Raw genomic sequence first — 12275 nt, forward strand, 5'->3', positions numbered from 1 at the left:
AGGGTTCTGTTGACGCAGTATAACGGAAAATACACTAGCATATGGATTTATTTATTTTTTGAAGATGCCTTAATAACATAATGTGGGATAAAAGAGGGATGAAGAATGAATATAAGTTTAATTGCTCATGATAACATGAAGGAAGACATAGTTGAGTTAGCAAAAAGATATGAGGAGGCTTTAAGCCATCATACCTTATATGCTACAGGAACTACAGGAAAAAGAATAATGGAAAATACAAGTTTGAATGTGCATAGATTTTTATCAGGACCTTTAGGTGGTGACCAACAAATAGGTGCAAAAATTGCTGAGGGGAATATGGATTTTATAATCTTTTTAAGAGATCCACTTACATCACAACCTCATGAACCAGATGTATCTGCTTTATTGAGATTATGTGATGTTCATCATGTACCAATAGCAACAAATCAAGGAAGTGCTGAAGTATTTATGAAGGCACTTGTTACAACTAGATAAACTAAATAATACATATTATTTTATTAGAAAGCTCTAACCATTTTGGTTAGAGCTTTTTATATTTTGGATGTGCATTAATCATATATCTTCCTAAATTCTAATATAAATAATTAGAAAACAATTTAAAGGGGGAAAAAATATGAACACTTATGAGGAAGAAACGAAAAGTTACTATCAGCAGTTGAGCAGAAAAGCTAATCATATGAATCATATGGATAGATATAATTCTGGTCCTGCTATAAGTGGAAAAGTGCAAAGGAATGTTGCAGGATCTAGTGAGAGCAGCCAAATAAATATAGTCAGTATACTTGTGAAAAGAATTATGCAGGAATTGATTATAGTGAGTTTATTAGTAATCTTTGTTTTAGGGTGTAAGAGCATTAGCACACCAGAGTCTGCACAGATGTATAAATATGCTAAGAATTTATTAGATGTGGATATAACTCAAGATGTAATAAAGGGAGCAAATCTTGAAAATTTACAAAAAGAGTTCAATTCTGCTATGGAGACATTTCAAAATAAGATGAATAATAGCACACTTAGCGAAGAGGATATAAAGCAGAAATTTATATTACCTATAAAGGGAGACATAATTAGTGATTCTGATGGATTGATTCAAGGTAAAGGAATACTAATAAAGGCAAAAGCTGATTCAGATGTATTCAGTGCTTATAATGGTACTGTTAGAAAGATTATGGACAGTGATGCTGAAGGAAAAACAGTTATTATAGATAATGGTAATGGAGTAGAAACCACCTGTGGAGGATTAAAAAGTGTTTATATAAAGGAAGGCGATAAAGTAGACAAAGGAGAAGTTCTTGGCAAGAGTGGAGAAATTGGAAAGAATAAGGTTACAGCTGTGATTTTTAAGATAAATTGCAAAGGGGAAGAAAAAGATCCTAAAGAAGTCATGGGGTTATAGCGAGTGGACAAGGAGGTAAGTATGCTTAAGCTGAGTAAATGGTTGTTACCTCAAATCCTAATAATTTTGATTTTAGGATTTAGGATTGAAGTGATTCTATCATTTTTTTGGATTATAGTGCATGAGTTGTGTCACTATTTGGTAGCTCGAACATTGGGAGTTCAGGTGGATCAATTCAAAATTCACCCGTTAGGAACAGCCATCCAGCTTCGAAGCATAGATGAATTATCTCATAAAGAGGAGTTAATGATTTTTAGCGCAGGTCCTATAGTGAATTTAATAGCTGCAATAGTGTTTTTTATTATATATAAATATTGTTCTTGGCACATTTTTTATCAATGCGTTGAAATAAATCTGACTCTAGGGATATTTAATTTGATTCCAGCGATGCCTCTTGATGGTTCCAAATTACTTAAGAGCATTTTAAGTGTAAAGATGCTATATAAAAAGTCTCATAACATAACTGTGTATACAAGCTATGTATTTTCAGTTATATTTATTGGATTTTTTTTCTTAAGTGTATATTTGCATAAGATGAATATTTGTTTCATTCTTGTGGCTATAATGATAGCTATTGAGAGTCATAAAGAAAAAGGAAGGGTAATGTATATAATAATGGGTGATGTGGTTAAGAAGAAAACTAAGTTCTTAAAGAATAAGTATATGATAAATAGAATGGTATCTGTTTATTGTAAGGAAAGTTTACTAAATTTGCTTGGATATACAAATAAAAATAGGTATCATATATTTTATATACTAAATGATAATATGGATGTAATAGGCAAGATTAGCGAGGGTGAAGTGGTAGAAGTGTTAAAGAAGCATGGAAACATAACCTTACAGGAATATATTTGCCTTAAGGATGAAAACACATTGGTTTAAGATAAATTTTGTGTTAGAATATAGTGATAATTAATGACTTTAAGTATATTAAAAAAATAGGTAAATGCTAGTCTAATTGATTTGCTATTTATTTCAGGATGAATTAATAAAAAATAAAGTGCTATGACAGGCTATAATTTTTTAGGAAATCTCTAAAGAAGTTTAGGGATTTCTTAAAAAATGTTTTTATTTAAAAAAGTCAGTATTAATTTAATAATTACTAAACTATTATTAGGCGTCTGAAAATAAATAACAAGTCCAAATATGTGACGGATATTTTTAGTTAGACAAGGAAACAGGTTCCGCAGATAGCAGAGCTATCTAAGGGTTCTGTTGACGTAGTATAACGGAAAATAGACTAACATATGGACTTATTTATTTTTTGAAGATGCCTTATTGAAATAACTAAAAAATATTAAAATACAGAACAATAATTAGGAGGAAACCAATGGTTAGAATATCAGATGATATATTATGTAAAGTGGAAAAACCAGCAAGATATGTTGGTGGAGAAATCAATCAAGTAAACAAAGATCCAAAGGAAGTGGATATTAGATTTGCTTTTTGTTTCCCAGATGTTTATGAAGTAGGAATGTCCCATTTAGGAACTAGAATTCTATATCATACAATCAATGCAAGAAAGGATACATATTGCGAAAGAGCATTTGCACCATGGCCAGACATGGAAGCACTTATGAGAGAAAATGACATTCCATTATATGCTTTGGAAACTAAAGATCCGCTTAATCAATTTGACATGATAGGTTTTACTCTTCAATATGAGATGAGTTATACAAACATATTAAATATGCTTAACATGAGTGGAATAACTATAAGAGCATCTGAAAGAGGAGAAGATGAACCTATAATTATGGCAGGTGGACCATGTGCATATAATCCTGAAACTTTATCAGGTGTTATAGATTTCTTTGAGCTTGGAGAAGGCGAAGAAATGATGAATGATGTGCTAGATTTATATAAGCAATACAAGGGCAAGAGCAAGAAAGAGTTTTTAAGAGCTGTTGCTAAGATTGAAGGAGTTTATGTGCCATCTCTTTATGATGTAACTTACAATGAGGATGGAACAATTAAAGCTTTCACACCAAAGTATGATGATGTTCCTGCAAAGGTTAAAAAGAGAATAATAAATAACTTTGACAAGGTAGATTTCCCAGTTGATATGTTAGTGCCATACACTGAAATTGTTCATGACAGAATAGTTTTAGAGGTATTTAGAGGATGTACTAATGGTTGTAGATTCTGCCAAGCAGGTATGATTTATAGACCAGTAAGAGAAAAGTCAACAGAAACTTTATTAGAGCAGGCAAGAGAATTGCTTAAGGCAACAGGTTATAAAGATATATCATTATCTTCTTTAAGTACTTGTGACTATTCAAACATAACTGTTCTTTTAAATAAGCTTATGGAGGAGCACAGTGCAAACAATGTAGCTGTAGCCTTACCATCTATAAGAGTAGATGCCTTCTCTGTAGATCTTATTAAAGAAATACAAAAGGTAAGAAAAACAGGCTTAACCTTTGCACCAGAGGCAGGTTCTCAAAGAATGAGAGATGTTATAAACAAGGGATTAACTGAAGAAAGAATACTTGAAGCAGCTAAAAATGCCTTTGAGGCTGGTTGGAGCACATTAAAGTTATACTTTATGATAGGACTTCCATATGAAACTATAGATGATGTTAGGGGCATAGGGGAGCTTTCAGAGAAAATAACAGAAGAATATTATAAGGTTCCAAGGAATGTTAGAAATAAGGGATTAAGAGTTACAGTAAGTACATCTATTTTTGTGCCAAAGCCTTTTACGCCATTCCAATGGGTAGCTATGGAAAGAATAGAGAATGTAACAGAAAAGATAAGTGCAGTTAGAGGAGAAATAAAAGCTAAGTCTACAAGCTATAGCTATCATGAACAACAAACCTCTTATTTAGAATCTGTATTTGCAAGAGGGGATAGAAGAGTTTGTGAAGTACTTATTAAGGCTTATGAAAATGGAGCTAAATTCGATGGCTGGTCAGAATACTTTAAGTTTGATGTATGGAAAAAAGCATTAGAAGAGGCAGGAGTAGATGGTGATTTCTATGCATATAGAAATAGAAGTTATGATGAAATTTTACCTTGGGATTTCATTGATATAGGAGTAAACAGAGAGTACCTTCAAAATGAAAATGAGAAGGCTAAGGTAGGAGCATTAACACAAAACTGCAGACAAGGATGTACAGGATGTGGAGTTAATGTAAACTTTAAAGAAGGGAAGTGCTTTGACGGTGCGATACTTAATTAAATTTACAAAGGAATCAGAAATAAAATTTATATCACATTTAGATTTGCTTAGAACAATTGAAAAGGTAATAAGCAAATCAGAATTAGATGTTACTTATAGCCAAGGTTATCACCCACGTATAATATCATCTATAGCTCAGCCTTTATCAGTAGGAGTGTATTCAAGCGGTGATTATTTAGACCTTGAGATGAATACTGAGGTAGAAGAAGATGAAATGATAAAGAAATTAAATCAAGCTTCACCTTTAACTATGAGATTTATTAATGCAACAAAGCTTCCAGAAACATTTAATAATAAAAAGGTTCCTCAAGCAATGGCGTTAATTGATGGTGCAAAATATGAGATAAAAATCAAATATGATGATACTTCAAAGCTTATAGATGAAATGAAAGCTCTTCAAGAGATGAATGAATGGGTAACCATTAAAAAGACTAAGAAGGGTGAGAAGGAAGCAGATATAAAACCATTTGTAAAAGAGTTAGAATACTCTACTGAAGGAAATATTTTAAAGGTTGTAGCTATTATAAGCTGTGGAAGTAGAGAAAATCTATCAGCAGATTTACTTGCAAAGTATATAAAATCTAAAACAAGTTCTGCTATAGAAGATAGTTTTATTAAAATTAAGAGAACAGAAATGTATGCTTATAATGGAGAAAAACTAGTGGCTTTAGATAAGTACTTTCGTTAATAGTGGTGCCTTAATTTAAGATATAAGTAATAATAGGGTATTTTAAAACCATATTAATGTATTACAAGATGTTAATTTAAGTATTATAATAGTGGCTTACTACCACAATATAAATAATTTAAAAAGAGGTATAATAAATGAGAGAGATTTTTATAGAGAGAAGAGAAAAGCTTTTGAGAATAGCTATAAAAGAAAAAGGAAAGCTTTATGAATGCTTTATAGAAGAAGAAAAGGATGAACCTCTCTTAGGTGAAATATATAAAGGTGTAGTAAAAAATGTAGTACCAGCAATATCATCAGTATTTGTGAACATAGGGTATCCAAAGGATGCCCATATGAATTTTTCAAAGGACAAGAAATACAAGCAAGGTGATGAGGTTGTAGTTGAGATTATAGCAGAAGAACATGCAAATAAGGGAGCAAAAATAACTGAAAATTTCTCTATAGCAGGTAAGAATGTAGCCTTAACAACCAACAAAAGCGGTTTGTTTATATCAAAAAGAATTAAAAATGAAGAAATTATTGAAAAATTCAAAAATGAAGTGATAGTTCCAGAAGGAGTATCTGTAACTGTTAGGACAAATGCAGAATCTACTGCTGTTGAAATAATAAATGAAGAAGTGAATGAAATATATTCAAAGCTTGCAGAGATAAAAGAAAAGTCTAGGTATATATTAAAACCACAGAGGGTTTATGGAGAAAATAGTTTGCTTCACAAGGTGCTAAGTGACAATGTAAATTCTAATACTACTAAAATAGTAGTAGATTCAGAAGCTGATTATAAAATAGTAAAAGAGTATATTAGATATGAAGACAATATAGAATTGTTACTACATGAAGAATATAGAACACTTTTTGATTTCTACGGAATTGAAAGAGAAATACTAAAGCTTAGAAACAACAGAGTTAACCTAAAATGCGGTGGGCAGATTGTAATTGATAAGACAGAAGCAATGTATACTATTGACGTGAATTCTGCTAAAAACGTTAATTCAAGTAATGCAGAAAAAACTTATATAGAAACAAATCTAGAAGCAGCAGTGGAGATTGGAAAGCAGGTAAGGCTTAGAAATCTTAGTGGCATAATAATAGTAGACTTCATAAAGATGAGAAGTGTTGAGGCAAAAAAACAGGTTATGGATGCTCTGGATAAGGTGTTCTGGAAGGATAAAGGCAATACTACTATTTACCCATTTACTGAATTAGATCTTGTTCAAATTTCTAGAAGAAGAAGAGGAAAGAACATCTATGAGTATATAGAAGAGGAATGTGATTCTTGTAAAGGAAGAGGCAAGAGATTAAAGATATCTTACATTTCAGTACTTATTAGAAATGAAATTGTAAGGGTTGAAGGCGACAATTCCATAAAGGATTTTTACATTGAGCTTAATGAAGAATATAAGGAAAGTGTTCATGCAGATATGCTTACATTTTTAAAAGATATAGATGGCTTGGATAAAAATATATATTTGAATTTTGTTCCTATGACAGAATATTTTAAGGTAGAATCTTTGATATTTAAGAATCAAATTGAAAATGTGAGTAAATATAAGGTGGATAATATAGAAATATGTTGATGCCTACTTTACAAAGACAATTTATTGTGATAAAATGGCTTTTGTAAACCGCACACGAAAGGTTTTTAGAAACATGATTTTTTATCGTGTACCCGAAGTGGCGAGACCGTTATGAGGAGGTGTTTTTAATGTACGCAGTAGTAAAGACAGGTGGAAAACAATTCAGAGTTCAAGAGGGAGACGTTATATACGTTGAAAAATTAGAAGCTGAAGTTGATTCAACAGTTGAACTTACAGAAGTTTTAGCAGTAGCTAAGGACGGAGGCATAACAGTTGGTAGCCCAGTTGTTGAAGGAGCTAAAGTTATAGCTAAGGTTGCAGCTCAAGGTAAGGCAAAGAAGGTTATAGTATTTAAGTACAAGGCTAAGAAGGACTACAGAAGAAAAGCTGGTCACAGACAACCTTACACTAAATTAACTATAGAAAAGATAGAAGCTTAATTAAAATTATGATAAAAGTAGTTTTAAAAAAAGAGAACGAAAATATAATTGGATTTGAAATGGAAGGTCATGCTTTATCCCAAAGCGAGATGGACTCGACTACAGGGGACGTCTTTGATATGATTTGTAATTCAGTATCAGTGCTTTCGCAAAGTATCCTAATTGGGATTGTTGAGGTACTTAAATTCAAAGCTAATTATGAAGTTCGTGATGGCTTTTTAAATATAGATCTGAAGAATTTACCAAAGCAAGAGATTGAAAAATCTCAAGTTATGATGAAAACTTTTGAATTAAGTTTAGAAAGTATCCTGATATCATTGGATCAAAGTGTAGGAAATAAGAAACGATGTAAATATATAAAAATATTGAAAGAGGAGGTGTAACATTATGTTAATAATGAATCTTCAATTATTCGCCCACAAAAAAGGGGTAGGTAGCTCAAAGAATGGTAGAGACTCTGAATCAAAGAGATTAGGAGTTAAGTCTTCAGACGGACAATTCGTTCTTGCTGGAAACATCATAGTTAGACAAAGAGGAACTAAGATACATCCAGGAACAAACGTAGGTAAGGGTAAAGATGATACTTTATTCTCTCTAGTTGATGGAGTTGTTAAATTCGAAAGAATGGGTAAAACTAAGAAGAAAGCTTCAGTTTATCCATTAGATCTTGAAGATATAGCTGAATAGTATTTAGTTTATAAAAAGCACCCTGGAAATAGGGTGCTTTTTCAAATATATAAGGAATTTTTAAAAAGAAAATACTATTTAATTCAGCATTGCCATAAGGTTTTTAGGCAATAATAAAACATAAGGCATATTGAAAAATAAATAAGTTTATATGCGAGTGTATTTTGATTTCTTATTTATTTGCATATGTCTAAAGAGAAAATAATAATGGAAAGGAACGGTGAAGAACATGTTTATTGATACAGCCAAAGTATTTGTAAAATCAGGTGACGGCGGACATGGAGCCATTTCATTTAGAAGAGAAAAGTATGTTCCACTTGGAGGCCCAGATGGCGGAGATGGTGGTCGTGGTGGAGATGTAATCTTTGTAGTAGATATAGGTATGACAACTCTTCTAGATTTCAAATATAAAAGAAAATTTGTAGCTGAAACTGGAACAAGTGGTGGTGCATCTAAGTGTTATGGTAAAGATGGAAATGATATAACTATAAGAGTTCCTCTAGGTACTATAATTAAGGATTCAGAATCAGGAAAAATCATGTGTGACTTATCACATAAAGATGATAAGTATGTAGTTTGTAAAGGTGGTAAAGGTGGTAAAGGTAATGTAAAGTTCTGTACACCAACAAGACAGGCTCCAAACTTTGCAGAACCAGGAATGCCAGGAGAAGAAAGATTTGTAAGTCTTGAATTAAAGTTGTTAGCAGATGTAGGATTACTTGGTTTTCCTAACGTTGGAAAGTCAACCTTTATATCAACAGTAACAAAGGCTAAACCAAAGATAGCTAACTATCATTTTACAACTTTAAAGCCTAATTTAGGAGTTGTAAGTGTTCCAGGTATTGAACCATTTGTTATGGCTGATATTCCAGGAATAATAGAAGGAGCTGCAGAAGGAGTAGGCTTAGGTTTAGAATTCTTAAGACATATTGAAAGAACTAGACTTCTTATCCATGTAGTTGATATTTCAGGAATTGAAGGTAGAGACCCAATTGAAGACTTTATAAAGATAAATGAAGAGCTTAAGAAGTATAGCGTAAAACTATGGGATAGACCTCAAATAGTAGTAGCAAATAAGTGTGATATGTTATATGATGAAGAAGTTTTTGAAAACTTTAAGAAAAAAGTAAATGAAATGGGATATGACAAAGTATTTAAGATGAGTGCGGCAACTTATGATAATGTTGAAGCAGTAGTTAAAGCAGCAGCAGAAATGCTTAAGGATATTCCAATAACTGATTTAATAATCAACCCAGAAGATATGTTTGTTCCAGAAGATAAGAAATTTACTTATACTATTTCTGTAGAGCCATATGATGATGGAGAAGAATCATATAATGTTTATGTAATAGAAGGAAGCTTCGTAGATAGACTTCTTTTAGCAGTTAACGTTAATGATCCAGATTCATTTAGATATTTCCATAAGGTACTTAAGAATAAGGGAATATTTGATGAATTAAGAGAAATGGGAATTCAACATGGTGACATGGTTAGAACAAATGATTTCGAGTTTGAATATGTAATGTAATTTGTAGGAGGAAACTTTAATGATAACAAGTAAGCAAAGATCTTATTTAAGAGGGCTTGCCAATAGCATTACACCTATTTTCCAAATAGGTAAGAATGGTATTGAAGAAGCTTTTTTAAAGCAAGTAGCAGAAGCTTTAGAAAAAAGAGAATTAATTAAGATAACAGTACTAGAAAATAGTGAGCTTGAAACTAGAGAAGCATCAGATATAATTTGCCAGCAAATAGGCTGTGAGGGTGTTCAATCAATTGGTAATAAAATAGTTTTATATAAACAATCTAAAAAGAATCCTAAGATAGAGTTACCAAGCAACTCAAAGTAATATGAGCACTAAAGTTGGTATATTTGGTGGAACATTTGATCCTATTCATAATGGCCACCTTTATATCGCCTATGAGGCTTTAAATCAGTTAAAGCTTGATAAAATTATATTTATTCCAGGTGGAAACCCTCCTCACAAAAGTTTCAGCAGTGTATCAGATGCAAACCAAAGATATAAGATGGTGGAGCTTGCCATAAAGTCTTACGAAAACTTTGAGATAAGTGATTATGAACTTAAGAAAACAACTAAATCTTATTCCTTTGAAACATTGGAATACTATAAGAGCCTAAATATAGGTGAATTATATTTTATCTTAGGAGCAGATTCATTAATAACCATTGATTCATGGAAAAATGTTGATAGGATAATGGAAGCTGCAACGTTAGTAGTATTTAATAGACCAGGTTTTACAAAAGAACAGCTTGTTGAAAAAAAAGCTGAGGTGGAGCATAAGTATAATAAAAAGATTATTTATTTAGACTTGCTGAATTTAGAGATAAGTTCAAGTGGGGTTAGAGAAGAAATATCTACAGGAAAAAGAGTTGATTTCTTTATACCTGATTCTGTAAAACGGTATATAGAAGAGAATAACATATATAGATAGGAGACATTTCTATGTGGGGTAGAAATCAAATTTTAGAATATATAAAGGAAAACTTAAAAGAAAGCAGATATATTCATACACTAGGCGTAGCTCAAAGTGCTATAGAGCTAGCAAAAATAAATAATGTGAATCAAGATAGGGTTGAAGTGGCAGCACTAATTCATGATTGTGCAAAAAATATGCCAGTAGACGAAATGTATAGAATTCTTGAAGAAAATAATTATGAAATAGATGAAGTGATGAAAGCTTCTCCACAACTTTTACATGGAAAGGTTGGAGCTATAATAGGAAATACTATTATGGGCATTGAAGATGAAGAAATTCTTTCAGCTGTAGAATTTCATACAACAGGAAAAAAAGATATGACTACCATTGAAAAAATAATATATATAGCAGATTACATAGAACCAAATAGAAATTATCCGGGCATAGAATTTTTAAGAAAAACAACTTTTGAAGATTTAAATGAAGGAGTTTTGCAAGGTTTATCGAATACTATTACCTATGTGGTAAAAAATGGATTATTAATTCATCCACTATCAGTAGAAGCAAGAAACTATTTGATACAAGAAAAAAATAATTCGTAAGGGTGGTAGTATGCTAGGATGTAAAAGTGATAATGGTAGGTTCAAGGTAGCTGTATTGGTTTTGTTAGTTCTTTGTGCATTGATATGTGCGGGAACTTTTTTTTCTAAGCTTGATGGAAATATAAGTAATAAATACAATATAGCGGCAGCTAAGAAGCAGTATAATAACAAGTCAATTAATATTTTGCTATTAGGAATTGATGAGGTTCAAAATATTAATTCTAAAAACAATAAGACTAAAAATAATGATACCATAATTGTTGTTAAATATGATGGTATAAAGCAATGGGTAACAGCTACTTCAGTTCCAACAGATATGTTATTAAAAGGCTCTGTAAAGTATGAAAAGATAAGTAGTTTATATACTGAAAATGGAGAAAAATCTTCAAAGGATGCAGTAGAAAAATTAATAGAGCAGCCTATAGATTATGTTGTGAAAATAGATTATGCAGCTCTAAAAAAACTTGTAGATAGTATTGGAGGAATACAAGTTGATGTAGATAGAGATATGAAGTATGATGACAATGCTAAAAATATTCATATATCATTGAAGAAAGGTAAAAATGTTCAGTTAGATGGTGAGAAGACAGTACAATTTTTTAGATGGCAAAAAAACAATAATGGTATAGGTGAAAAAATTGATTATGATATGCGAATAGTGAATCAGCAGAAGGTTCTACAAGCCATAATCTCTAAGTGTAGGGCACAAAAAGTACTTGATAAGATGCCAAATATAATAGATGAAATGCATAAGTGTATTTCCACAGATATGCCAGCAGATAAGTTAATGGCGTATTGCTTGAAAGTTTTAGACTTAAAAAATACGAGTGTTAGGTTTCTTACTTTAAATGGGACACCTATAGATTATAATGATCAATTCTATTTAAAATATGATGAAGATGGAAACTCCAATATTATAGCAGCTATGAAAGGTGATGCCCCTATAGAAGTATTAGATATAAAAAGGGCTGATCTTAAGATAAAGGTATTAAACGGCTCAAGAATAAATGGATTAGCAGCAAGTGTAGCAAGAAAATTAAAGGCAAAAGGGTATAAACAGATAGAAATCAGCAATACAAAACTCACAAAAGAAACATCTATAGAAGTTAAGGATGATAAAATAAAATATATTATAGCTACAGATAGTAAAATAGCAAATGTAAACAATGATCTTAAAAACAACAAAGATTATGCTGGTAATGATGCTGTTATAATTTTAGGACAAGACTATAAGGCATCTGAAAGCAAATAGGTTTATATGC

At 31.4% G+C, this 12275-nt stretch carries 14 protein-coding genes; all 14 read left to right on the forward strand.

Features of this window, described 5'->3' with window-relative positions:
• Positions 1-105: 105 nt before the first annotated feature.
• The 14 genes from OCU47_RS02105 (at position 106) to OCU47_RS02170 (ending at position 12265) form a co-directional block, all read left to right on the forward strand.
• Positions 106-477 carry a methylglyoxal synthase gene (locus tag OCU47_RS02105; RefSeq protein WP_261826944.1) on the forward strand — a complete coding sequence of 124 codons (372 nt, stop codon included), beginning with the start codon at positions 106-108 and terminating at the stop codon, positions 475-477.
• Between the two features lie 139 nt (positions 478-616).
• The gene (locus OCU47_RS02110) at positions 617-1399 is read left to right on the forward strand and encodes a murein hydrolase activator EnvC family protein (protein WP_261826945.1); all 783 of its coding nucleotides are present in this window, start codon (positions 617-619) and stop codon (positions 1397-1399) included.
• Positions 1400-1420: 21 nt separating this feature from the next.
• Positions 1421-2281, forward strand: a complete 861-nt coding sequence (locus OCU47_RS02115) for a M50 family metallopeptidase (RefSeq protein WP_261826946.1) — start codon at positions 1421-1423, stop codon at positions 2279-2281.
• A gap of 448 nt (positions 2282-2729) precedes the next feature.
• On the forward strand, positions 2730-4580 hold the full coding sequence (locus tag OCU47_RS02120; RefSeq protein WP_261826947.1) for a TIGR03960 family B12-binding radical SAM protein: 1851 nt from the start codon (positions 2730-2732) through the stop codon (positions 4578-4580).
• Positions 4564-5268: a TIGR03936 family radical SAM-associated protein gene (locus tag OCU47_RS02125; protein WP_261826948.1), complete on the forward strand. Its 705-nt coding sequence runs from the start codon at positions 4564-4566 to the stop codon at positions 5266-5268. The genes OCU47_RS02120 and OCU47_RS02125 overlap by 17 nt, the downstream gene beginning before the upstream one ends.
• A 137-nt stretch (positions 5269-5405) precedes the next feature.
• Positions 5406-6845, forward strand: a complete 1440-nt coding sequence (locus tag OCU47_RS02130; protein WP_261826949.1) for a ribonuclease E/G — start codon at positions 5406-5408, stop codon at positions 6843-6845.
• Positions 6846-6973: 128 nt separating this feature from the next.
• On the forward strand, positions 6974-7285 hold the full coding sequence (gene rplU / locus OCU47_RS02135; protein WP_261826950.1) for a 50S ribosomal protein L21: 312 nt from the start codon (positions 6974-6976) through the stop codon (positions 7283-7285).
• 8 nt (positions 7286-7293) lie between these two features.
• The gene (locus OCU47_RS02140) at positions 7294-7668 is read left to right on the forward strand and encodes a ribosomal-processing cysteine protease Prp (RefSeq protein WP_261826951.1); all 375 of its coding nucleotides are present in this window, start codon (positions 7294-7296) and stop codon (positions 7666-7668) included.
• Between the two features lie 4 nt (positions 7669-7672).
• Positions 7673-7972, forward strand: a complete 300-nt coding sequence (rpmA, locus tag OCU47_RS02145; protein WP_261826952.1) for a 50S ribosomal protein L27 — start codon at positions 7673-7675, stop codon at positions 7970-7972.
• A 229-nt stretch (positions 7973-8201) separates the two neighbouring features.
• The gene (obgE, locus tag OCU47_RS02150) at positions 8202-9500 is read left to right on the forward strand and encodes a GTPase ObgE (RefSeq protein ID WP_261830566.1); all 1299 of its coding nucleotides are present in this window, start codon (positions 8202-8204) and stop codon (positions 9498-9500) included.
• Between the two features lie 19 nt (positions 9501-9519).
• Entirely contained in the window at positions 9520-9822 is a 303-nt protein-coding gene (gene yhbY / locus OCU47_RS02155; protein ID WP_261826953.1) for a ribosome assembly RNA-binding protein YhbY, read from the forward strand.
• Position 9823: 1 nt separating this feature from the next.
• A complete protein-coding gene (nadD, locus tag OCU47_RS02160) occupies positions 9824-10426 on the forward strand; it encodes a nicotinate-nucleotide adenylyltransferase (RefSeq protein ID WP_261826954.1) in 603 nt (200 codons plus the stop codon).
• Between the two features lie 11 nt (positions 10427-10437).
• Complete coding sequence (gene yqeK, locus OCU47_RS02165) at positions 10438-11013, forward strand: bis(5'-nucleosyl)-tetraphosphatase (symmetrical) YqeK (protein ID WP_261826955.1); 576 nt, start codon at positions 10438-10440, stop codon at positions 11011-11013.
• A 10-nt stretch (positions 11014-11023) separates the two neighbouring features.
• A complete protein-coding gene (locus OCU47_RS02170; protein ID WP_261826956.1) occupies positions 11024-12265 on the forward strand; it encodes an LCP family protein in 1242 nt (413 codons plus the stop codon).
• The last annotated feature ends 10 nt before the right edge of the window (positions 12266-12275 follow it).

Source organism: Clostridium sp. TW13 (assembly GCF_024345225.1).
Lineage (GTDB): Bacteria > Bacillota > Clostridia > Clostridiales > Clostridiaceae > Inconstantimicrobium > Inconstantimicrobium mannanitabidum.